General features: G+C 46.2%; 26 protein-coding genes. 24 read left to right on the forward strand and 2 right to left on the reverse strand.

Annotation, left to right across the window (positions count from 1 at the left end; translation table 11 throughout):
* The first annotated feature begins 39 nt into the window (after positions 1 to 39).
* The 13 genes from AOC19_RS00485 to hisD all read left to right on the forward strand — a co-directional run bounded on the left by AOC19_RS00485 (position 40) and on the right by hisD (position 10,581).
* Positions 40 to 1,503, forward strand: a complete 1,464-nt coding sequence (locus AOC19_RS00485; protein WP_215376465.1) for a glutamate synthase subunit beta — start codon at positions 40 to 42, stop codon at positions 1,501 to 1,503.
* 10 nt (positions 1,504 to 1,513) lie between these two features.
* Positions 1,514 to 2,380, forward strand: coding sequence for an ABC transporter ATP-binding protein (locus tag AOC19_RS00490; protein ID WP_251368036.1), 867 nt, complete (start codon positions 1,514 to 1,516; stop codon positions 2,378 to 2,380).
* Positions 2,377 to 3,174, forward strand: a complete 798-nt coding sequence (mlaE, locus tag AOC19_RS00495; protein ID WP_215376468.1) for a lipid asymmetry maintenance ABC transporter permease subunit MlaE — start codon at positions 2,377 to 2,379, stop codon at positions 3,172 to 3,174. Before AOC19_RS00490 ends, mlaE begins: the two co-directional genes overlap by 4 nt.
* A 21-nt stretch (positions 3,175 to 3,195) precedes the next feature.
* A complete protein-coding gene (gene mlaD, locus AOC19_RS00500) occupies positions 3,196 to 3,678 on the forward strand; it encodes an outer membrane lipid asymmetry maintenance protein MlaD (RefSeq protein ID WP_215376471.1) in 483 nt (160 codons plus the stop codon).
* Positions 3,678 to 4,424, forward strand: coding sequence for an MlaA family lipoprotein (locus tag AOC19_RS00505; RefSeq protein ID WP_215376474.1), 747 nt, complete (start codon positions 3,678 to 3,680; stop codon positions 4,422 to 4,424). The genes mlaD and AOC19_RS00505 overlap by 1 nt, the downstream gene beginning before the upstream one ends.
* Positions 4,425 to 4,497: 73 nt before the next feature.
* Positions 4,498 to 5,145, forward strand: a complete 648-nt coding sequence (locus AOC19_RS00510) for an MlaC/ttg2D family ABC transporter substrate-binding protein (protein ID WP_215376476.1) — start codon at positions 4,498 to 4,500, stop codon at positions 5,143 to 5,145.
* Between the two features lie 34 nt (positions 5,146 to 5,179).
* Positions 5,180 to 5,440, forward strand: a complete 261-nt coding sequence (locus AOC19_RS00515; RefSeq protein ID WP_215376479.1) for an STAS domain-containing protein — start codon at positions 5,180 to 5,182, stop codon at positions 5,438 to 5,440.
* A 1-nt stretch (position 5,441) separates the two neighbouring features.
* Complete coding sequence (locus tag AOC19_RS00520; protein ID WP_215376482.1) at positions 5,442 to 6,194, forward strand: ABC transporter ATP-binding protein; 753 nt, start codon at positions 5,442 to 5,444, stop codon at positions 6,192 to 6,194.
* On the forward strand, positions 6,191 to 6,979 hold the full coding sequence (locus AOC19_RS00525) for an ABC transporter permease (RefSeq protein WP_215376485.1): 789 nt from the start codon (positions 6,191 to 6,193) through the stop codon (positions 6,977 to 6,979). The genes AOC19_RS00520 and AOC19_RS00525 overlap by 4 nt, the downstream gene beginning before the upstream one ends.
* A 63-nt stretch (positions 6,980 to 7,042) precedes the next feature.
* Positions 7,043 to 7,291, forward strand: a complete 249-nt coding sequence (locus tag AOC19_RS00530) for a BolA family protein (protein WP_215376488.1) — start codon at positions 7,043 to 7,045, stop codon at positions 7,289 to 7,291.
* 33 nt (positions 7,292 to 7,324) lie between these two features.
* On the forward strand, positions 7,325 to 8,599 hold the full coding sequence (gene murA / locus AOC19_RS00535; RefSeq protein ID WP_215376491.1) for a UDP-N-acetylglucosamine 1-carboxyvinyltransferase: 1,275 nt from the start codon (positions 7,325 to 7,327) through the stop codon (positions 8,597 to 8,599).
* 20 nt (positions 8,600 to 8,619) lie between these two features.
* Positions 8,620 to 9,246, forward strand: coding sequence for an ATP phosphoribosyltransferase (hisG, locus tag AOC19_RS00540; RefSeq protein ID WP_015420282.1), 627 nt, complete (start codon positions 8,620 to 8,622; stop codon positions 9,244 to 9,246).
* A 12-nt stretch (positions 9,247 to 9,258) separates the two neighbouring features.
* The gene (hisD, locus tag AOC19_RS00545) at positions 9,259 to 10,581 is read left to right on the forward strand and encodes a histidinol dehydrogenase (protein ID WP_215376494.1); all 1,323 of its coding nucleotides are present in this window, start codon (positions 9,259 to 9,261) and stop codon (positions 10,579 to 10,581) included.
* A gap of 2 nt (positions 10,582 to 10,583) precedes the next feature.
* Here the strand turns inward: hisD and hisC are convergent, their stop codons facing one another.
* Positions 10,584 to 11,657 (reverse strand): histidinol-phosphate transaminase, encoded by a 1,074-nt coding sequence (hisC, locus tag AOC19_RS00550; RefSeq protein WP_215376496.1) that lies wholly within the window; start codon positions 11,655 to 11,657, stop codon positions 10,584 to 10,586.
* Positions 11,658 to 11,783: 126 nt separating this feature from the next.
* Here hisC and hisB point away from each other — a divergent pair, with 126 nt between their 5' ends.
* The 10 genes from hisB (at position 11,784) to tatC (ending at position 17,519) form a co-directional block, all read left to right on the forward strand.
* Positions 11,784 to 12,371 carry an imidazoleglycerol-phosphate dehydratase HisB gene (gene hisB / locus AOC19_RS00555; protein WP_173959420.1) on the forward strand — a complete coding sequence of 196 codons (588 nt, stop codon included), beginning with the start codon at positions 11,784 to 11,786 and terminating at the stop codon, positions 12,369 to 12,371.
* Positions 12,372 to 12,433: 62 nt separating this feature from the next.
* Entirely contained in the window at positions 12,434 to 13,096 is a 663-nt protein-coding gene (hisH, locus tag AOC19_RS00560; RefSeq protein ID WP_215376499.1) for an imidazole glycerol phosphate synthase subunit HisH, read from the forward strand.
* Positions 13,097 to 13,116: 20 nt separating this feature from the next.
* Positions 13,117 to 13,878 carry a 1-(5-phosphoribosyl)-5-[(5-phosphoribosylamino)methylideneamino]imidazole-4-carboxamide isomerase gene (gene hisA, locus AOC19_RS00565; protein ID WP_215376502.1) on the forward strand — a complete coding sequence of 254 codons (762 nt, stop codon included), beginning with the start codon at positions 13,117 to 13,119 and terminating at the stop codon, positions 13,876 to 13,878.
* A gap of 11 nt (positions 13,879 to 13,889) precedes the next feature.
* The gene (gene hisF / locus AOC19_RS00570) at positions 13,890 to 14,648 is read left to right on the forward strand and encodes an imidazole glycerol phosphate synthase subunit HisF (RefSeq protein ID WP_215376505.1); all 759 of its coding nucleotides are present in this window, start codon (positions 13,890 to 13,892) and stop codon (positions 14,646 to 14,648) included.
* Between the two features lie 41 nt (positions 14,649 to 14,689).
* Positions 14,690 to 15,094 carry a phosphoribosyl-AMP cyclohydrolase gene (hisI, locus tag AOC19_RS00575; protein ID WP_215376508.1) on the forward strand — a complete coding sequence of 135 codons (405 nt, stop codon included), beginning with the start codon at positions 14,690 to 14,692 and terminating at the stop codon, positions 15,092 to 15,094.
* A gap of 44 nt (positions 15,095 to 15,138) precedes the next feature.
* On the forward strand, positions 15,139 to 15,540 hold the full coding sequence (locus tag AOC19_RS00580) for a phosphoribosyl-ATP diphosphatase (protein ID WP_215376511.1): 402 nt from the start codon (positions 15,139 to 15,141) through the stop codon (positions 15,538 to 15,540).
* 44 nt (positions 15,541 to 15,584) lie between these two features.
* The gene (locus tag AOC19_RS00585) at positions 15,585 to 15,941 is read left to right on the forward strand and encodes a histidine triad nucleotide-binding protein (protein ID WP_215376514.1); all 357 of its coding nucleotides are present in this window, start codon (positions 15,585 to 15,587) and stop codon (positions 15,939 to 15,941) included.
* 15 nt (positions 15,942 to 15,956) lie between these two features.
* Positions 15,957 to 16,187, forward strand: a complete 231-nt coding sequence (gene tatA, locus AOC19_RS00590; protein ID WP_215376516.1) for a Sec-independent protein translocase subunit TatA — start codon at positions 15,957 to 15,959, stop codon at positions 16,185 to 16,187.
* Positions 16,188 to 16,215: 28 nt separating this feature from the next.
* On the forward strand, positions 16,216 to 16,692 hold the full coding sequence (gene tatB, locus AOC19_RS00595; RefSeq protein ID WP_015420293.1) for a Sec-independent protein translocase protein TatB: 477 nt from the start codon (positions 16,216 to 16,218) through the stop codon (positions 16,690 to 16,692).
* 32 nt (positions 16,693 to 16,724) lie between these two features.
* Positions 16,725 to 17,519 carry a twin-arginine translocase subunit TatC gene (tatC, locus tag AOC19_RS00600; RefSeq protein ID WP_215376519.1) on the forward strand — a complete coding sequence of 265 codons (795 nt, stop codon included), beginning with the start codon at positions 16,725 to 16,727 and terminating at the stop codon, positions 17,517 to 17,519.
* Here the strand turns inward: tatC and AOC19_RS00605 are convergent.
* Entirely contained in the window at positions 17,504 to 18,979 is a 1,476-nt protein-coding gene (locus tag AOC19_RS00605) for a tetratricopeptide repeat protein (RefSeq protein ID WP_215376522.1), read from the reverse strand. The genes tatC and AOC19_RS00605 overlap by 16 nt on opposite strands.
* 208 nt (positions 18,980 to 19,187) lie before the next feature.
* On the opposite strand from AOC19_RS00605, the gene AOC19_RS00610 reads away from it, so the two are divergent.
* A complete protein-coding gene (locus AOC19_RS00610; protein WP_215376524.1) occupies positions 19,188 to 20,366 on the forward strand; it encodes a porin in 1,179 nt (392 codons plus the stop codon).
* Positions 20,367 to 20,401: the final 35 nt, after the last annotated feature.

Raw genomic sequence — 20,401 nt, forward strand, 5'->3', positions numbered from 1 at the left:
AATTAATAAAACATTAAGAAAAGATACTAAGGATTCAATATGGGTAAGGTCACTGGATTTATGGAGTTTGAGCGCGTAGACGAAACCTACGAAGCTCCTGTTAAACGTCTCCATCACTACAAAGAGTTCGTTGCAGCACTAACGGATGATGAAGCTAAAGTGCAGGGTGCGCGCTGTATGGATTGTGGCATTCCGTTTTGCAATAGCGGATGCCCTGTAAACAACATCATTCCAGACTTCAATGATTTGGTATTTCATGATGATTGGAAGAATGCATTAGATGTTTTGCAATCTACCAATAACTTCCCAGAGTTCACTGGCCGGATTTGCCCAGCACCTTGCGAAGCTGCATGTACCTTAGGAATTAATAGTGATGCGGTAGGTATTAAGTCTATTGAGCACGCCATTATTGATAAGGGCTGGGAGAATGGCTGGGTTAAGCCGCAGCCATCTAAAACTAAAACAGGTAAGAAGGTTGCCGTTGTTGGTGGTGGCCCTGCTGGTATGGCAACTGCACAGCAATTAGCTCGTGTTGGTCACGACGTTACTGTGTTTGAAAAGAATGACCGTGTTGGTGGATTATTGCGCTACGGTATTCCGGATTTCAAAATGGAAAAGTGGTTGATCGACCGTCGCGTTGAACAAATGCAAGCTGAGGGCGTGAAGTTTGAGACTGGTGTATTTGTGGGTAAAGAGGCTATTGGTGCTGAAGTAAAAAACTATTCCACAAAAACAGTTTCACCTGATCAGTTGATGAAAGATTTTGACGCTGTTGTGATTAGCGGTGGATCAGAGCAGCCACGTGATTTACCAGTTCCTGGTCGTGAGCTAAAGGGCGTTCACTATGCCTTGGAATTCTTAATTCCACAGAATAAAGAAAACGCAGGTGATTTCAAAAACGAAATTTCTGCAGCTGGCAAGCATGTAGTGGTGATTGGTGGCGGTGATACTGGATCTGATTGTGTAGGAACATCTAATCGTCATGGCGCTGCCAAGATTACGCAGTTTGAATTGTTGCCACAGCCACCAGAAACTGAAAACAAGCCTTTGGTATGGCCTTACTGGCCAACCAAGTTACGCACATCCTCCTCACATGAAGAAGGTTGTGAGCGCGATTGGTCTGTTGCTACTAAGCGTTTTGAAGGTAAAGATGGCAAATTAGAGAAATTAATCTGTGTGCGTTTGGAGTGGAAAGACGGCAAGATGTCAGAAATGCCAAACTCTGAGTTTGAGATTAAGGCAGACCTGGTTTTCTTGGCAATGGGCTTTGTATCTCCCGCAGCTCAGGTCCTAAATGCCTTTGGTGTTGAAAAAGACGCTCGTGGCAACGCAAAAGCCACTGTTGACGGCCAAAATGCTTACCAAACTAACGTTCCTAAGGTATTTGCTGCGGGTGATATGCGTCGCGGACAATCTTTGGTAGTTTGGGCAATTCGTGAAGGTCGTCAAGCGGCTCAGGCAGTAGACGAGTATTTAATGGGGTCTTCTGTTCTGCCGCGATAATATCGAGGATATGAATAGTGGCCACTCCAATTCGGTGGAAGTGAAGCAAAAAACCTCTAGTGGTGGCCAGGGCGAAGTTGTAGTTCAGATTAAGGACGTCAACTTTTCCTATGCCCCTGGTGAGCGGCAAATTTTATCGGGGCTCAATATGGAGTTCCGCCGCGGCCAAGTCGTTGCGGTGATGGGCGGTTCTGGTTGTGGCAAGACCACGATCCTAAGGCTTATCGGCGGTCAGTTCACTGCACAGTCGGGCGAAGTTTTATTTGAAGGCCATGATATTGGCCAAATGAATGGCGCTGAATTAATGGCTGCCCGTCGAAGAATGGGAATGCTCTTTCAGTTTGGCGCACTCTTTACCGATCTTAGTGTTTTTGAAAACGTCGCCTTTCCTTTGCGCGAACACACCGACTTAAGTGAAGAGTTATTACGCTCTTTAGTACTGATGAAACTCAATGCAGTCGGCTTGCGTGGTGCACGCGATTTGATGCCGGCACAAATTTCTGGTGGCATGGCACGTCGTGTTGCTTTGGCAAGAGCGATTGCGCTTGATCCTCCCTTGATCATGTATGACGAGCCTTTCGCGGGCTTGGATCCGATTTCACTGGGAATTACTGCACGCTTGATTCGGGATTTGAATCAGGCTCTAGGTGCAACGAGCCTATTAGTTACACATGATGTCGAAGAGACTTTTGAGATCGCAGATTATGTGTATTTCATTGCTAATGGCCGCATTGGTGCCGAAGGTACGCCAGAAGAATTGAGTCGCTCAAGCGATCCTTTCGTTCGTCAATTCCTAGATGCATCACCGGATGGTCCTGTGCCATTCCATTATCCAGGCCAAAGCCTTGCAGAAGATTTTGGGGTGAGTCTGAAATGAGCATGCTTCATAAAGCCTTGGACCTCTTTGGCGATCTTGGATTTTTTATTCGTCGCAACTTAACAAGCCTTGGTCTAGCTGCACGTATGTTTGCAGCCGTCATTTGGCGCTCTGGATTTTTATTAAAAAGACCGCGCTTAGTTTCGGATCAAATTCTGTTTGTTGGTAATCACTCATTTGTAATCATTGCGGTATCTGGTTTGTTTGTTGGCTTTGTTCTGGGTCTGCAGGGCTACTACACCCTGAACCGTTATGGCTCAGAGCAGGCTCTAGGTTTGTTAGTTGCGCTGTCGCTTACCCGTGAATTAGGCCCCGTGATTACAGCATTGTTATTTGCTGGTCGCGCTGGCACATCTCTCACCGCTGAGATCGGTTTAATGAAAGCGGGTGAGCAGCTTAGCGCTATGGAAATGATGGCGGTGGATCCATTGAGCCGTGTGATTGCACCGCGACTATGGGCCGGCATTATTGCGATGCCAATTCTGGCTACGATCTTTACGGCTGTTGGTGTGATGGGCGGTTACTTTGTTGGGGTACCCTTAATTGGGGTGGACTCCGGCGCCTTCTGGTCGCAGATGCAGGGCGGGGTAGATCTCTTTTCTGATATTGGCAATGGCCTGATTAAAAGCCTGGTTTTTGGTGTCGCAGTGACTTTTATTGCCTTGTATCAGGGTTATGAGGCAAAACCGACACCTGAGGGTGTATCGCAAGCCACCACGAGAACTGTGGTGATCTCCTCTTTATCGGTTTTGGCATTGGACTTCTTGCTCACTGCGATGATGTTCTCGAATTAGAAAGAATAAACTGGGACTCTTATGAGAAAAAGTGCAATTGATGTTTGGGTCGGAATCTTTGTAGCCATTGGTTTATTGGCTGCTTTGTTTCTCGCATTGAAGGTCGGCAATATGAATGCCGTTTCCTTTGCGCCTACCTACAAAATTTCTGCGCGTTTTGACAATATCGGTGGACTTAAGCCACGTGCACCAGTCAAAAGTGCTGGAGTAGTTGTCGGCCGTATTGCCAATATTTCCTTTGATGACAAGACTTATCAAGCAACTGTCACTATGACGATTGAAGACACCTATAAATTCCCGAAAGATTCTTCCGCAAAGATTTTGACTTCAGGTTTATTAGGCGAGCAATACATTGGGCTTGAGGCCGGCGGCTCTGATGATATGTTGGCCGCTGGAGATAAGATCACTCAAACGCAGTCTGCAGTGGTTCTGGAAAATCTGATTAGCCAGTTCTTGTACAACAAGGCTGCCGACAGTGGTAAAGATAAGGGCGCTGAAAAGTAATGCAGTGGCTTGTGAAACTGAAACGTCTTGTGCTGCTTGGTTTGGTGGCTGGCATGGTGGGCTGTGCATCTATTCCCGCTGGAGTAGAGCCTTCCCCACATGATCCCTGGGAGCCGTTTAACCGTTCTGTTTTTGAATTCAATGAAGGCTTAGATGCCTACCTGCTCAAGCCAGTAGTTGCTGGCTACCGTTTTGTCTTGCCAGAGTTTGTGCGTGACGGTATTTATAACTTCTTTAGTAACTATAGCGATATCTACACTGCATTACAGAATCTGTTGCAGGGCAAGCCAGGCGATGCTTTTAGTGATTTGATGAGGGTGGTAGTCAACACTACCTTTGGTTTGGGTGGCTTGATTGATATGGCTACACCTGGCGGCCTACCAAAGCATAAAGAAGATTGGGGTCAAACCTTTGGTGTCTGGGGCATTCCTTCTGGCCCCTATGTGGTTTTGCCATTCTTTGGACCAAGTAGCGTACGCGATACGTTTGGTACAGCAGCTGATATGGAGTCTGATTACTTATTTAGACTGCTACCAGACGTTGCTCTCCGAAACAGTATTACTGGTTTAAGGGTAGTCAATGCGCGTAATACGTATTACGAGGCTGGTGATCTATTGGATGGCGCTGCAATCGATAAATACAGCTTTATGCGAGATGCCTATATTCAGCGACGTGAGTATCAGATTAATGAGGGACGTGAAGGTGAGGAGACATTAATGCCTCCTTATCAGAATCCCTATGAATAAAGGCCCTCAAGCCTAACCCGGTTTCCTTAAAGAGCTAAAATGGGCTCCAATGACTAGCATTAATCGAGGACACATGAAAAGCCAAAAAACTATTCAAAAATACTGTGCAGCATTGCTATCCAGCTTGTTTTTGTTTGCCGGCAGTGCTTCTGCCCAAGCAGTTGATCAGTCCACGCCAGACGGTTTGATTAAGGCTGTAGTTTCTGACGTGATGGCCTCTGTGAAGTCTGATCCGGAAATTCAAAAAGGGAATATTCCGCGTATTGTGGATTTAGTGGATAAGAAAATTGTTCCCTACACTGATATGCGCCGCACTACCGAAATGGCAATGGGCCCCAATTGGAAAAAAGCAACTCCAGAGCAGCAAGCCCAATTGGTTAGTGAGTTTAAGAATTTGTTAATTCGTACTTACTCAGGCGCCTTAAGCCAACTGCGTGATCAAACTATTCAATTCAAGCCTTTGCGTGCAGCTCCAGATGATAAAGAGGTGGTTGTAAAGACTGTAGTGATTGGTCGCGGTGATCCCATACCACTCGACTATCGCTTAGAAAAAACCGCTAACGGCTGGAAAGTCTATGACATGAACATCATGGGCGTCTGGCTGGTTGAGGCTTATCGCAATCAGTTTGCGAATCAAATTAGCCAGAATGGTATTGAAGGTTTGGTGAAGTTCTTGCAGGACCGTAATAAGCAGCTTGCTGCTACAAAGCCGGCAAACTGAAGACTACACAAGCTCAATCAAAGATAAACATCAGATGCCATTTTTATTGCCCGCTTCAGTGACGCAGAACAATGTCCTGCAGTTGGAAAAAGATGGCCTGTTAAATCTTGCGTCATTAAGAACTATAGATTGCATCCATCTCCAGGATTTTGACTCTACTGTGCTCACAGTTTTATTAGCATGGCAGAAAAAATTACATGCCAATGGTGAGCAAATCTCCATACAAAACGCACCGAAAAAATTAACCGTATTGGCTGGCGTATATGGCGTTGCTGAGTTGCTAGGCTTGTCATAGCATGCACTCCGCAATATCGATTAAAAACGTATCAAAAAATTATGGCGTACTCCAGGCGCTAGATGATGTTTCTTTATCAATTGAGCAAGGCGAGTTCTTTGGCCTCCTTGGTCCGAATGGTGCCGGTAAGACAACGTTGATCTCCATTCTGGCTGGTTTAGTGACTGCGGATAGGGGTCATGCTGCCATCATGGGCGCTGATGTGCAAAGTCAATTCCGTGATGCACGCCGGATGTTGGGAGTCGTGCCGCAGGAGTTGGTATTTGACCCTTTCTTTACCGTCAGAGAAACGCTGCAATTTCAGTCGGGCTATTTTGGGATTCGTCACAACGATGCCTGGATTGACGAGATCATGGCCAACCTAGATCTCACCAATAAAGCTGACAGTAATATGCGCTCTTTATCTGGTGGTATGAAACGACGTGTGTTGGTGGCTCAGGCTTTAGTTCACAGACCGCCAGTGATTATTTTGGATGAGCCAACAGCAGGTGTTGACGTAGAGCTGCGCCAATCTCTCTGGCAATTTATTAGTCGACTAAACCAAGATGGTCATACGATTGTTTTAACAACCCATTACCTTGAAGAGGCTGAGGCTTTATGTCAGCGCATTGCCATGCTCAAGCAAGGAAAGATTGTGGCTTTAGATACCACTGCGAATCTATTGAGCCAATATGGTTCAGTAAAAATAGATGGTGAGGGTAAAACAGATCTCGAAGATGTGTTTGTCAACATCATGTCGGGGGGTGTTCGATGAAGTCCGTCTTGAAGAAATTGCCAATTGCTTATGGCAGCGGCTTCCCCACGTTGTTGCGTAAGGAAATTAAGCGTTTTTATAAAGTGGCGTTTCAGACGGTAGCTGCCCCAGTGCTTACTGCTGTTTTGTATTTAATGATTTTTGGTCATGTACTAGAGGGTAAAGAGGTCTATGGGCGTCTGAATTACACAGCCTTTCTCATTCCAGGTTTAGTCATGATGAGCGTATTGCAGAACGCATTTGCAAACACCTCATCATCCCTCATTCAGTCGAAGGTGACCGGTAACCTTGTCTTTGTTTTACTGGCTCCATTTAGTCATCTCGAGTTTTATGCTGCGTATGTTTTAGCCGCAGTATTTCGTGGAATCGTTGTTGGTGCCGGTGTATTGCTGATTACTGCATGGTTTGCCATGCCATCTTTTGAATACCCCTTATGGATCATGGCATTCGCGCTGTTGGGCGCTGCAATTTTGGGAAGCATGGGTCTAATTGCGGGTATCTGGGCCGATAAGTACGATCAATTAGCAGCCTTCCAGAATTTCATCATCATGCCGGCAACGATGTTGTCAGGTGTGTTTTATTCCATTCATTCTTTGCCGGCAGCATGGCAAGTGGTGTCTCACTTCAATCCATTCTTTTACATGATTGATGGTTTCCGTTACGGTTTCTTTGGGGTGTCAGACATATCCCCTTGGAGTAGTTTCGCGATTGTGGCGTGTTTCTTTGCCGTAGTGTCAGCGATTGCTTTGCGCTTACTGCAAAAAGGCTACAAGCTTAGAAACTAGCTGTTAATCCTTCCTTAAATACGCATTAAAAATTACCAAGAAATTAGAAATTAGGAGATTGTGATGTTGCCAACCCCAGAACAAATTGAAGGCTATATTCAGCAAGGCCTTGCATGCACCCATGTCAAAGTTGAGGGTGATGGCCAGCATTTTTTTGCGACGATTGTGAGTCCGGAGTTTGAGGGTAAGCGTTTGATTCAGCGTCATCAGTTGGTATATGGCGCTATGGGCGATCGTATGAAAGCAGAGGTACATGCTTTATCAATCAAAGCTTTCACTCCTGAAGAATTTACACAAAACACCCCAACATAAAATACGACATTAGCTTTTAACTGGAATAGATTCATGGATAAATTACGAATGGTTGGCGGCACCCCCCTGAAAGGTGAGGTAGCGATTGCTGGCGCAAAGAATGCAGCGTTACCAATTTTGTGCGCTTGCTTGCTAACAGATCAACCCATTACTTTGCGTAATGTTCCAGATTTGCAAGATGTACGCACCATGCTCAAGCTCCTCCAAGAAATTGGAGTGACAGTTACTTTTCCAGATGCAAATGATCGTAATTGTGTCGTTCTCAATGCTGCCAATATTAAGAGTTCAGAGGCAACTTATGAGATGGTCAAAACCATGCGTGCCTCTATTTTGGTTTTGGGTCCATTGCTTGCCAGAATGCACAGCGCTAAGGTTTCACTGCCAGGCGGCTGCGCTATTGGGGCGCGTCCAGTAGATCAGCACATTAAGGGCTTGAAGGCCATGGGTGCCACTATCAAGATTAAGAGTGGCTACATTCAGGCAGAAACTAAATCTGCTACGGGTCGCTTACAAGGCGCTTCTATCTTGACTGACATGATCACTGTAACCGGGACAGAGAATTTATTGATGGCCGCTACTTTGGCATCAGGCACAACGATTCTGGAGAATGCTGCACGCGAGCCTGAAGTAGGTGACTTGGCTGAGTTGCTCGTTAAGATGGGTGCAAAGATTACCGGTATCGGAAGTGATCGCTTAGTCATCGAGGGTGTGGAGAAGCTCCATAGTGCAGAGCATGCTGTCATTGCTGATCGTATTGAGGCGGGCACATTCTTATGCGCAGTCGCAGCTGCTGGGGGTGAGGTGTTGGTGAAGCACTGCCGTCCAGACACATTGGATGCAGTAATCGTCAAACTCAAAGAAGCCGGTTTAGAAATGGAAGTCGGTCCTGACTGGATAAAGGCCTCTATGAAGGGGCGCCCTAAGGCTGTCAGTTTCCGTACCTCTGAATACCCTGCTTTCCCAACCGATATGCAGGCTCAACTCATGGCAGTCAATGCGATTGCCGAAGGTAACGCCACCATCACGGAAACTATCTTTGAAAACCGCTTTATGCACGTGCAAGAGATGAACCGCCTCGGCGCCGATATCGCAATTGAGGGAAATACGGCGATTGTGCAAGGTGTAGAAAAGCTGTCAGGAGCCATCGTGATGGCTACTGACTTGCGAGCCTCAGCCAGTTTGGTGATTGCCGGCTTAGCCGCCCAAGGCGAAACCCAGGTAGATCGGATTTATCACTTGGATCGTGGATATGACCGTATGGAGCAAAAGTTGACCCTCTTAGGTGCCAACATTCAGCGAATCAAGTAAGCCTGATAGATAATTAGTCCATGAAGTTAACTTTAGCCCTCTCGAAGGGGCGCATCTTCGAAGAAACCGCTGAGATCTTGTCTAAGATCGGTATTCGCCCGCTCGAGGATCCGGAAAAGTCACGCAAGCTCATTATCGAGACCTCTAATCCTGATGTCCGCCTGATTATTGTGCGTGCTTCGGATGTGCCGACCTATGTTCAGTTTGGCGGAGCTGATTTTGGGGTTGCTGGCCTGGATGTCTTGATGGAAAACGGTACTGATGGTCTATATGTACCTTTTGATTTAAACATCGCTAAATGCCGTATGTCAGTTGCAGTGCGAGAGGGTTTTGATTACGCCGCTGCAGTAAAGCAAGGTTCTCGTTTGAAGGTCGCAACAAAGTACGTCAATTGCGCGCGTGAACACTTTGCTAATAAAGGTGTTCACATCGATACGATTCATTTGTATGGCTCAATGGAGTTGGCTCCATTAGTTGGTTTGGCTGATGCGATTGTGGATTTGGTATCTACAGGCAACACCTTGCGCGCTAATGGCCTCGTTGAAGTTGAGCCAATCGCTGATATCAGCGCACGCTTGGTGGTTAACCAAGCTTCGTATAAACGTAAGCGCACACAGCTCCAACCATTCTTTGAATTATTGAAGTAAAGAAAAATTCATATGTCAGCGCAAGTTAAAGTCAAACGCCTTAATAGCAAAGACACAGGGTTCAAAGAAACCCTGCTCTCCAGTCTTTCTTTGCCAATGGCGGATGACGAAGCGATTGATGCTGCTGTAGTCAACATTCTGGCGAAAGTCAAAAGTGAGGGCGATGCTGCAGTGCTCTCCTTTACAAAGCAGTTTGATCGCCTCAATGTTTCCAGTGTGGCTGAGTTAGAAATTTCTCAAGAAGAATTAAAAAAATCTTACGAAGCCTTATCGGCTGAACAAAAAAATGCCTTGGATATTGCTGCACAAAGAGTCTGCGCGTATCACGAGAAGCAAAAGATTGAGGCGGGTTGCCACTCTTGGGAGTATGAAGAGGTTGATGGCACACGCTTGGGCCAGAAAGTCACGGCCTTAGATCGCGTCGGAATTTATGTTCCGGGTGGTAAAGCAGCCTATCCATCTTCTGTTTTGATGAATGCGATTCCTGCAAAGGTGGCTGGTGTTAAGGAAGTCATCATGGTGGTGCCTACTCCAGATGGCGCTCGCAATAGCTTGGTCTTAGCTGCTGCTTACTTATCCGATGTTGATCGCGTCTTCACGATTGGTGGTGCACAAGCTGTAGGTGCTTTAGCTTATGGTACTCAAACTATTCCGCCGGTGGATAAGATTGTTGGCCCTGGTAATGCTTATGTAGCAGCTGCTAAGCGCAGAGTTTTCGGCACTGTTGGTATCGACATGATCGCTGGTCCTTCAGAAATCTTAGTTCTCTGTGATGGCTCTAGTAATCCTGATTGGATTGCAATGGATTTATTTTCTCAAGCAGAGCACGATGAGTTAGCACAATCTATTTTGCTTTGCCCAGATGAGCAATTTATTGAGCAAGTGCAAGCAAGCATTAATCAGTTGTTGCCTCAGATGCCCAGAAAGAAAGTGATTGAAACATCACTTACGAATCGTGCTTTATTGATTCAGGTAAAAGATATGGGCGAGGCTTGTGAGATTGCCAATGCCATCGCTGCTGAGCATTTAGAAATTTGTGCAACTGAGCCACGCAAGTGGGCTGAATTAATTCGTCATGCTGGCGCTATCTTCATGGGCAACTACACCAGTGAATCTTTGGGTGATTATTGTGCAGGTCCGAATCACGTTTTACCAACAGCACGTACGGCACGCTTCTCTTCACCTTTGGGTGTATATGACTTTATCAAGCGCTCAAGCATGATTGAAGTGAGTGAGGCGGGTGCTCAAACTCTAGGTGCTGTAGCCAGTACTCTCGCTCACGGTGAGGGTTTGACGGCCCATGCACGTGCTGCTGAAATGCGACTGAAAAAATAAACTTAGGCGCTAGCCAGAATTTCTTTCAAAGCTGCAATCAATTCATTCGTTTGATCATCAGTACCGATGGTGATGCGCAAAAATTCTTCAATGCGTGGCGATTTGAAGTGACGCACAATGATTCCGCGATCACGTAAGGACTGATACAACTTTGCACCAGCGTGTTTTGGATGGCGCGTAAAAATAAAGTTGGCTGTCGACTGCAAGGTATCAAAACCCAGTGAGGCTAACTCAGTCACTAAACGCTCTCGAGTTTGAATAACTTTTTTGCTCGTCAATTCCAAATGGGCTTGATCTTGTATTGCAGCAACTGCTCCCGCTTGAGCCAAGCGTCCAAGTGGATAGGAGTTAAAGCTATTCTTCACCCGCTCCAGACCTTCAATGAGAGCTGGATGCCCCACTGCAAATCCAACGCGAAGTCCAGCTAGGGCGCGAGATTTAGATAGAGTATGTACAACCAAGAGGTTTTCTGGGCAAGCGCTGCCGCGAAGCAGCGGAATGCAAGACTCGGTTCCATAATCGACGTAGGCTTCATCAATGACCACGACTGAATCTGTATTTCTGCGCAGAAGGAGTTCTATATCGGATCTGGGGATGGCTCGACCAGTTGGGGCATTCGGATTGGGGAAAATAATTCCACCATTAGGGGTTTTGAGGCCCTGAGTTTGAATCTCAAAATTAGGGCCTAGGGGGACCGTTTGATAGTCAATGCCGAATAATTTGCAATAGACTGGGTAGAAGCTATAAGTGATATCCGGAAACTGGACTGGTTTAGCTTGCTTTAGTAGGCCTAAAAATACGTGGGCTAGGACCTCATCGGAACCATTTCCTAGAAACACCTGTTTCGGGTCCAGACCATGTAAATCGGCAATGGCTTTTTTGAGTGCTGCCCCTTCGGGGTCTGGATAGAGTCTTAAATCATCTGTATTTTGCTGGGTTATGGCAGCTAGAGCCCTGGGGGATGGGCCATAAGGGCTCTCATTGGTATTGAGCTTTACCAGCCGCTCCATCTGCGGTTGCTCCCCGGGAACGTAAGGGGTGAGGGTCTGAACAACGGGGCTCCAAAAGCGGCTCATGAGGGACTCTAGTCAAAAATCAGCAAAAGTGAATAAACGCCAGCAATCAAAATCAGCATTTATATCTGTATTAGGAATGATATTATGAGGCTTCAATCAACACTTCGCCTCGCGGCGCACTGAAGCATGCGGCAAGCCGACGTTACCCGAAACACTTCGGAAACCAAAATTCAAATTGCTATCAATTTAGATGGCACAGGTAAGGCTGAGCTAGCCTCTGGCGTACCCTTCCTGGATCACATGTTGGATCAAATTGCCCGTCACGGCATGATTGACCTCAAAGTGGTCGCAAATGGCGATACCCACATTGATGATCATCACACCGTTGAGGATGTAGGAATTACTCTGGGACAAGCATTTGCTAAGGCAGTTGGCGATAAGGCGGGCATTACCCGCTACGGCCACTCTTACGTTCCTTTGGATGAAACCCTTTCCCGTGTAGTAATCGACTTTTCTGGTCGCCCAGGCTTGGAATTCAACGTTCCATTTACTCGTGCGCGTGTGGGTGACTTTGACGTGGATCTCAGCATCGAGTTCTTCCGTGGTTTTGTAAACCATGCTGGAGTCACTTTGCACATCGATAACTTGCGTGGCATTAATGCCCACCACCAGATTGAAACTGTGTTCAAGGCCTTTGGTCGTGCCTTGCGCATGGCTTTAGAGTTAGATCCACGCGCTTCCGGTGTTGTTCCTTCGACTAAGGGCAGCCTCTAATCTAGAAAATTTCTAGTGTTGAGTAGAAGACTGTCAAAACACTTCAGAATATAGGCTAACCATTGGCGCAAACCATTGCGATCGTTGACTACGGAATGGGTAACCTACGTTCCGTGTATCAGGCCTTTCATCATGTGGCGCCTGAGGCCAATATCCTGATAGCTCACACCCCAGAAGAAATCCTCTCCGCTGAGCGTGTTGTTCTTCCGGGGCAGGGTGCTATGCCCGATTGCATGAAACATCTCCAAGAGTCTGGTTTATTAGAGGCATTGCTAGATGCAGCCAAAAACAAACCGCTCTTAGGCGTTTGTGTGGGCGAGCAGATGCTCTTTGATCAAAGTGCTGAAGTGCGAGCGAACTCCAATACCGCCTGGACACCTTGTTTGGGATTAATTCCTGGTGAAGTCAGACGATTTGAATTGGCTGGCAAATTACAACCAGATGGCTCGGCATACAAAGTGCCCCATATGGGTTGGAACCAAGTACGTCAGGATCATCAGCACCCACTTTGGGATGGCATTCCAGACTTGACTAGTTTTTATTTTGTACATAGTTACTATGTTGTGCCGCAGCGTAAGGAAGATATCGCAGGCTCAACTGAATATGGTGATTGGTTTACTTCTGCTGTTGCAAGGGATAATATTTTTGCAACGCAATTTCATCCAGAAAAAAGTGCAGAATACGGATTAAAGCTCTACAAAAATTTTGTTTCTTGGCAACCTTAATACTTCTATAACGTACCGCTATGCTGCTCATTCCCGCGATTGACTTAAAAGATGGTCACTGTGTTCGACTCGAACAAGGTGACATGGATAAAGCTACCGTATTTTCTGAAGATCCAGGGGCGATGGCTGCGCATTGGATTAGCAAGGGCGCACGTCGCTTACACCTCGTTGATTTGAATGGTGCATTTGCTGGCAAGTTAAAGAATGAATCTGCTATCAAATCTATTCTGAAGGCAGTGGGCGATGAGATTCCAGTTCAGTTGGGTGGCGGTATTCGTGATCTTGAAACGATTGAACGTTTATTGGACGACGGTATTAGTACAGTGATTATTGGTACAGCTGCGGTGAAAAGTCCTGGCTTTGTGCAAGATGCTTGCACCGCTTTTCCTGGCCACATCATGGTGGGTTTGGATGCACGTGATGGCAAGGTTGCAACAGATGGTTGGAGCAAGATTACGGGTCATGAAGTAATCGACCTTGCCAAGAAATTTGAAGATTATGGTGTTGAAGCCATTATCTATACCGACATTGGTCGCGATGGCATGATGAAAGGCATCAACATGGATGCCACAATTAAATTAGCGCAAGCGATTCGGATACCGGTAATTGCTAGCGGTGGTTTATCTAATAATCACGATATTGAAGCGCTGTGCGAAGCAGAGGCTGAGGGTGTGATGGGCGTGATTGCAGGTCGATCAATCTATGCTGGTGATTTAGATTTAACCGCGGCACAAAAATATGCTGATGAGTTAACTCTGAAGTTTGCTAAGAAAATTATCTAGATTGTTCAATAGTGCTCACTAAACGAATTATTCCTTGCCTTGATGTGACGGCAGGGCGCGTTGTGAAAGGCGTAAACTTTGTTGGGCTGCGTGATGCGGGTGATCCTGTAGAGATTGCAAAACGCTATGACACACAAGGTGCTGACGAGTTAACGTTTTTGGATATCACGGCAACCTCCGATGGGCGTGATTTGATATTGCACATCATTGAAGATGTTGCTTCGCAGGTATTTATTCCTCTGACTGTTGGTGGTGGTGTTCGTGCGGTAGCGGACGTGCGCCGTTTACTGAATGCAGGCGCTGATAAGGTGAGTATGAATTCATCTGCAGTGGCGAATCCAGATTTAGTTTCTGACGCTGCTGCGTATTACGGTTCGCAGTGCATCGTGGTTGCGATCGATGCTAAAAAAACGGAAGCGGGTAATTGGGAAGTATTTACTCATGGCGGACGAACTGCGACAGGCATGGATGTCGTTACATGGGCTTCTGAAGTTGCGAAACGTGGTGCTGGCGAAATTCTTCTCACCAGCATGAATCGTGACGGCAGTAAAGATGGTTTTGATTTGGAGTTAACTGCAGCAGTAAGTGATGCGGTGAGTGTCCCGGTGATTGCTTCTGGTGGCGTCGGTAATTTGCAGCACTTGGTCGATGGTATTACTAAAGGTCATGCCGATGCAGTTCTCGCAGCCAGCATTTTTCATTATGGTGAATACACTGTTGGCCAAGCGAAAGAATATATGGCAAGCCAAGGAATTCCGGTTCGGATTTAATGTGTAGACAGATCAACTGAGAAAACCAGACGAAGATGACCATGAAAAATACCTTCACTCCGATGGAGTCTTTAGAGGCTGGAGCATGGCTTGATGCCGTCACCTGGAATGAACAGGGTCTGGTCCCAGTCATCGCTCAGGAAGTCGGCAGTAAAGACATCTTGATGATGGCTTGGATGAATCGTGATGCCTTATTGGCAACTTTGCATTTAGGGGAGGCCGTATATTGGACTCGCTCTAGGCAGAAACTTTGGCATAAAGGTGAAGAATCTGGTCATACCCAAAAGGTGAAAGAAATTCGCCTCGACTGTGATGGCGATACGATTTTGCTTATGGTGGAGCAAAAAGACGGTATTGCTTGCCATACTGGCGAGCACAGCTGTTTCTTTCTGAGGTGGGATTCTGGTAAATCTGCCTGGGTGGATGAGTCCAAAGCTCATAAATAAGACCATCCCAGCATTCCCGGCAATAAAAGACATAAAATCACTTTATGACTAGTCCAGCACAAAACCCTTCTAATTTAGACTCCGCCTTAGCCTATCTGGCTGATGTGGTGGATCAACGACGTGATGCGTTTAAAGCTGGAGTGGCCGACCCCAAGACTTCCTATACCGCCTTGCTCTTTTCTAAGGGTGATGATGGGATTTTGAAGAAAATTGGTGAAGAAGCAACTGAGGCTGTAATGGCGGCAAAAGATGCGCGTAATTCCAACCTAGCTCCTGAGCAGCAAAAGCTCTTGGTTGGGGAGATGGCTGACCTTTGGTTCCATTGCTTAATTGCGCTTTCCCAGTTTGGCTTACGCCCAGAAGATGTGGTGGCTGAACTGAATCGTCGCCTAGGTACCTCGGGTATCGAAGAAAAAGCAGCCAGAAAAGCTGCTGGTGCAGAGTAAATTTAGAAAAACCCCATAAATTCATCAAAACTAGAGGCAAAAGCGTGAGCCACGATCCTAATTGCTTGTTTTGCAAAATCTCCAAGGGCGAAATCCCATCCCAAAAGGTATATGAGGATGAGGAGATTTATGCGTTTAAGGATATCAACCCAGCTGCGCCGGTCCATTTCTTAATAATTCCTAAAAAACATATCCCTATGTTGGAGTCTGCGGAAGTGGTGGATGCGCCATTGCTAGGTAGAATGATGGAATTGGCACCGCGTCTTGCCAAAGAGCAAGGTTGTCGCCCTGGAAAAGATGGCGGCTTTCGATTGGTAGTGAACAATGGTGCAGATGGTGGGCAAGAGGTTTATCACTTGCACTTGCATGTGATGGGCGGTCCGCGCCCCTGGAAAAAATAGTCCGAGGAGATAAAAATGGGTTCATTTAGCATTTGGCATTGGTTGATTGTTTTAGTAATTGTGATGTTGGTATTTGGTACCAAAAAATTACGTAATATCGGCTCTGACTTAGGTGGTGCCGTTAAAGGCTTCAAAGACGGCATGAAGGCGCCTGAGGCGGCTGAAGAGCCAAAAGAGCAAATTCAGAGCGCTGCTGCATCAACAGAGAAAACTGTAGATGTTCAGGCAAAAGACATCAATAAATAATTGTTGATAGAAATAATGCGCAGCTGCAATGATTGACCTCGGAGTTTCAAAGCTTGCACTCATTGCAGTAGTTGCATTGGTAGTGGTCGGCCCAGAGCGTCTTCCTAAGATCGCCCGCATGGCGGGTAATTTGTTTGGACGCGCGCAACGCTATATGGCGGATGTCAAATCCGAAGTGAGTCGGCAAATGGATGTTGAGGAGTTCAAAAAACTCCGTGAAGAAAGTGTCTCCGCTTTTAAAGATGTCGAGAGCTCCATTCAATCTACCGTTCAAGAAGCGGGCGCCAATTTAAGTGACCAAGCTGATATCGGTTCGAATATGTATACACGAGCCCCTTTGGATGAAAAAGAAGTCCTGCAAAAATCGATACGCCAGGGTCGCAAGAGCTGGGGTGTGAGACGCGCAGCAAGGCCGGTGTGGTTCAAGCGTTCGACTGGCATGCGCACAAGAGTTCAGTCTGGTGCTGCACGCATGAAGCGCTTTCACCACAGCGCGGGCAAATAATTTAGCCCAAAGAAAAGTAAATACCAATATCAATGACGCAAAATAACTCAACAGAAGATTCCGGCTTACAAGAATCCTTCCTATCTCATTTATTTGAGTTGCGTGATCGCATCATTAAGTCAGTATTAGCAATCATCGCAGTGTTCGTTTGCCTTGTTTATTGGGCGCCGGATATTTTTCATTTGTTCTCGCAGCCACTCTTAAATGCTCTGCCCTCTGGTGGCAAGATGATCGTGACAGATGTAACGGGTTCATTCTTTGTGCCGATGAAGGTCACCATGTTGGTAGCTTTCTTAATTGCACTGCCCGTAGTGATGTATCAATTATGGGCGTTCATTGCCCCGGGGCTGTATCAGCATGAGCGCAAACTGATTGTGCCTTTGGTGGTGAGTAGCTATAGCCTCTTTATATTTGGCATGGCATTTGCTTACTTCTTAGTATTTCCGACGGTGTTTGAGTTTATGGCTAGCTACAACGCTCCCTTGGGCGCGGAGATGTCAACGGATATTGATAAGTACCTTGGTTTTGCCATGAATACCTTCCTAGCTTTTGGACTTACTTTTGAAGTGCCCGTTGTAGTGGTGGTTTTAGTGCGTATGGGTATGGTTCCCCTAGAAAAACTCAGAGAGATTCGTCCTTACGTAATTGTTGGTGCTTTTGTGATTTCAGCAATTGTGACGCCACCAGATGTGTTGTCTCAACTGTTGTTGGCTGTGCCAATGTGCCTGCTCTATGAGTTGGGACTTCTCATAGCACGATTTTATGTGCCTAAGCCCTCGGACGACGAGGCTGGCACAACAAACTCAGATACTCAAGCAACTGTTTGATCTTGGGAGAAGGTGGCAGTGAGCCACTCTGTTACCCGATCAAATCGATAACGTCTTTGCCTGAGATTTCCTTCCAAGTCTGATTCGCTTCCTGCGAATACTTTTCCTGCCGCAAGTAAAGAGCGGCGCTGTTGAGTGGTATCAATCTGAATCAATCTAGGTAGTATCTTCGGCAATTCATGGCGAATATCGACAACGACACAATGTTCGTGTTGCAACTGCCCAACCTGGCATAGTAATAACTCTGCTTTACTCAAATTAAATTGATTGGCGATGATGAGTCGGTGGCATAGCAAGATCCACTCCTCATCTAATTTGTGTTCAGCGTGATGGCTTAATGCCTTTTCAGCATAAGTGGCTAATTCGAACCAATCATTTTTCTTTGGGCTTGAGACATTCTCTAAAATTTTCCCAAGTAATTCTTTTGCTTCGGGTACGCCTTGTTGGTGTGCCTGCCAAATCCAATAGGAAGCTTGTAGCCCCCGAACCTTTTCTTCAATCTTTTCACGCTTGCGCCATAAATTGGCACCTTTTCTAAATTGCGAATATGCATGCCCTAAGTCTGCAGCGCGATCAAAGCATCGATCACTTTCACTGGCGTTATATCCAGAGAACTGTGGGCGACGATAAATCTCCCCAAGTGCAAACCAGGCATCGCGATCACCATCTTTTGCGGCAAGCTCTAACCAATAGGCTGCTTTCTTAAGTGAGGCATTCGACTTGCTGCTGCCCACCCCAATCAAATCTTTCGCATCAGAATCAACTTCATTGAATTGGGCTAGGCGTAAACCTAAGGTAAGTTTTGCAATCGTTAGGCCAAGTTCTGCTGCTTGTATTAATGCCGCCTCATTCTTTTCTGAGGTCCAAGCATTCCAAAGCGAGGAGAGTGCCTCATCTTTTGGTTGTAGCTTAATAAGTAGCTCTTTGGCAGAATTGGTGAAAGGCGTTTCTGAGTCTGCTAACTCATGAAGGAAATCTTTTGCGGTTTTTTGAAGTGCAGAAAAATCACGTTCACCATCCTGCTTAGAAACCCAACTAGCAATTTCGGTTTGCAGATCTTTTTTATTGGGATCGAGTAATAACTCCGCGAGTTGCCATTGCGCCGCATATCTCGCAGAAACATTGGTTTGCGCTAGCTTCCAAAACGAGTTCCATCCAAAAGGGAATGCTGGCGAGCTCAGGGTGGCAGCAAGTGGAACCGCTGAAATCTGTTCAAACATTGCCAAAAAATCTGGGGAAGCTGCTTCAAGATGGGTAGTTTCAATATCGCTTGAGCTTGTAGCGCTAACCAACTGATTTTTAAGTAATAAATATGATTTTTCTAACCAAATCAAAGCATTAGCAGGCTGGATTGGGGTTTTAAAGGCCCCCGTAAGATAGGCTGAGGCCAAATTTTGTTGTGCAGAAACGTCACCTATGCGGGCTAATTGGAGGATTTTTAAGAATTCACGGCTTGCCATATGACAATTTTGACATTCAAGGCCCCAAAAAGACAGAAATCAAAGCCCTTGTTGCCCTGATACAACGAAGAAAGCCAAAAAACTGCCTTTTGACAAGCAAAAAGAGCTCCTAAATACCCTTACCCCCAGTCTAGCAAGGCAAAACAAGCAAAATTCATAGGTCCCAGTTTTGTTTGGGCATTACTTTCAATTTATGGAGATTTAAAGAATGAAAAAATCGCTATTAGCAGTTGCAGCAATCGGCGCATTTGCGTCAGCAGCTCAAGCTCAGTCATCAGTAACCGTATACGGTATCATGGACGTTGGTTTCCAAGGCGTTACAACACGTAATGGCTCAACAAAAACTAACGTAACTCGTTTCTCAGGCGAAGGCTCTGAGACAACTTCACGTTTAGGCTTCCGCGGCACTGAAGATTTAGGCGGCGGCATGTCTGCTTTCTTCACAGCTGAATTTGCATTGAATTCAACCAACGCAACTCTCTCTGGTGATGCAAACAATGGTTTGTTTAACCGCCAATCATTCGTTGGTTTGAAAAAGAATGGTATTGGTCAAGCTGCAATCGGTACTCAGTACACACCAATTCATTTGGCAGTTGGTCGTACAGACCCAGGCCAGCAGAACAACATGTTGGGTAACGTAATTTACGCAACTTCAGCAGCTCAAGGTTCAGGCCAAACAACGGCTTCTTACACAGTTCGTTACAACAATGCTTTGACATTGGCAACTGACCGCATGGCTGGCTTTGTAGTTAGTGCAATCTATAACAACAACAACAGCGATACAAACCAAACTGCAACTGGTGGTGGTTCTGCCAATAACAATGCATGGGGCGCTGGTGTTAACTATGTATGGAACAAGTTAAACGTTGATGCAGCAATCCAGAATTCAAGCTCTTCAAACTGGGCAGCTCAACAAACTACTGGTCCAGCTTTGCCAGCAACGCAAACTGTTGGTTTAGCTCCATCAAACCCATTGGGCGCGGCTGTTCAAATGTCCCAACAGTACTACGGCGCAACTTATGACTTCGGCATCTTGAAGGCATACGCTGGCTATGTAAGCAACAAAGTTCAGGCTCAAGCTAGCAATGCTCAGCTCGAAAGAACTGCTCAGCAGATCGGTGTTCGTAGCTTCGTAACTCCAAAAGTTGAAGCTTGGGCATCTGCTGGTACAGGTCGTTACACAGCACAAAACTTGTCAGCATTGTCAAGTGCAACTGCTGCTTCAGCATCACAAAACTTCACTGGTTACCAGTTGGGTTCTAACTACTGGTTGAGCAAGCGTACAAACATGTATGCAATTTTCGGCTCAACACAAGTATCAAGCTCTTCAATTGCTGTATCTGAAGGCGGTTCAAGCTACGGTGTTGGCGTACGTCACACTTTCTAATTTAACGCTAGCGTAAGCTAGTTAGAATTAGTCTT

This window comes from Polynucleobacter asymbioticus (genome assembly GCF_018687575.1).
In the GTDB taxonomy this organism is placed as follows: domain Bacteria; phylum Pseudomonadota; class Gammaproteobacteria; order Burkholderiales; family Burkholderiaceae; genus Polynucleobacter; species Polynucleobacter asymbioticus_C.

Excerpts from the sequence above, each read along its gene's own strand:
- murA (WP_215376491.1), top strand. The coding sequence starts at position 7,325 with ATGGATAAATTACGAATGGTTGGCGGCACCCCCCTGAAAGGTGAGGTA.
- hisG (WP_015420282.1), top strand. The coding sequence starts at position 8,620 with ATGAAGTTAACTTTAGCCCTCTCGAAGGGGCGCATCTTCGAAGAAACC.
- AOC19_RS00510 (WP_215376476.1), top strand. The coding sequence starts at position 4,498 with ATGAAAAGCCAAAAAACTATTCAAAAATACTGTGCAGCATTGCTATCC.
- AOC19_RS00605 (WP_215376522.1), bottom strand. The coding sequence starts at position 18,979 with ATGGCAAGCCGTGAATTCTTAAAAATCCTCCAATTAGCCCGCATAGGT.
- hisC (WP_215376496.1), bottom strand. The coding sequence starts at position 11,657 with ATGAGCCGCTTTTGGAGCCCCGTTGTTCAGACCCTCACCCCTTACGTT.
- hisD (WP_215376494.1), top strand. The coding sequence starts at position 9,259 with ATGTCAGCGCAAGTTAAAGTCAAACGCCTTAATAGCAAAGACACAGGG.
- mlaE (WP_215376468.1), top strand. The coding sequence starts at position 2,377 with ATGAGCATGCTTCATAAAGCCTTGGACCTCTTTGGCGATCTTGGATTT.
- AOC19_RS00505 (WP_215376474.1), top strand. The coding sequence starts at position 3,678 with ATGCAGTGGCTTGTGAAACTGAAACGTCTTGTGCTGCTTGGTTTGGTG.
- AOC19_RS00610 (WP_215376524.1), top strand. The coding sequence starts at position 19,188 with ATGAAAAAATCGCTATTAGCAGTTGCAGCAATCGGCGCATTTGCGTCA.
- tatA (WP_215376516.1), top strand. The coding sequence starts at position 15,957 with ATGGGTTCATTTAGCATTTGGCATTGGTTGATTGTTTTAGTAATTGTG.
- hisA (WP_215376502.1), top strand. The coding sequence starts at position 13,117 with ATGCTGCTCATTCCCGCGATTGACTTAAAAGATGGTCACTGTGTTCGA.
- mlaD (WP_215376471.1), top strand. The coding sequence starts at position 3,196 with ATGAGAAAAAGTGCAATTGATGTTTGGGTCGGAATCTTTGTAGCCATT.
- tatB (WP_015420293.1), top strand. The coding sequence starts at position 16,216 with ATGATTGACCTCGGAGTTTCAAAGCTTGCACTCATTGCAGTAGTTGCA.
- AOC19_RS00580 (WP_215376511.1), top strand. The coding sequence starts at position 15,139 with ATGACTAGTCCAGCACAAAACCCTTCTAATTTAGACTCCGCCTTAGCC.
- hisI (WP_215376508.1), top strand. The coding sequence starts at position 14,690 with ATGAAAAATACCTTCACTCCGATGGAGTCTTTAGAGGCTGGAGCATGG.
- AOC19_RS00515 (WP_215376479.1), top strand. The coding sequence starts at position 5,180 with ATGCCATTTTTATTGCCCGCTTCAGTGACGCAGAACAATGTCCTGCAG.
- tatC (WP_215376519.1), top strand. The coding sequence starts at position 16,725 with ATGACGCAAAATAACTCAACAGAAGATTCCGGCTTACAAGAATCCTTC.
- AOC19_RS00520 (WP_215376482.1), top strand. The coding sequence starts at position 5,442 with ATGCACTCCGCAATATCGATTAAAAACGTATCAAAAAATTATGGCGTA.
- AOC19_RS00530 (WP_215376488.1), top strand. The coding sequence starts at position 7,043 with ATGTTGCCAACCCCAGAACAAATTGAAGGCTATATTCAGCAAGGCCTT.
- AOC19_RS00490 (WP_251368036.1), top strand. The coding sequence starts at position 1,514 with ATGAATAGTGGCCACTCCAATTCGGTGGAAGTGAAGCAAAAAACCTCT.
- AOC19_RS00485 (WP_215376465.1), top strand. The coding sequence starts at position 40 with ATGGGTAAGGTCACTGGATTTATGGAGTTTGAGCGCGTAGACGAAACC.
- AOC19_RS00525 (WP_215376485.1), top strand. The coding sequence starts at position 6,191 with ATGAAGTCCGTCTTGAAGAAATTGCCAATTGCTTATGGCAGCGGCTTC.
- hisB (WP_173959420.1), top strand. The coding sequence starts at position 11,784 with ATGCGGCAAGCCGACGTTACCCGAAACACTTCGGAAACCAAAATTCAA.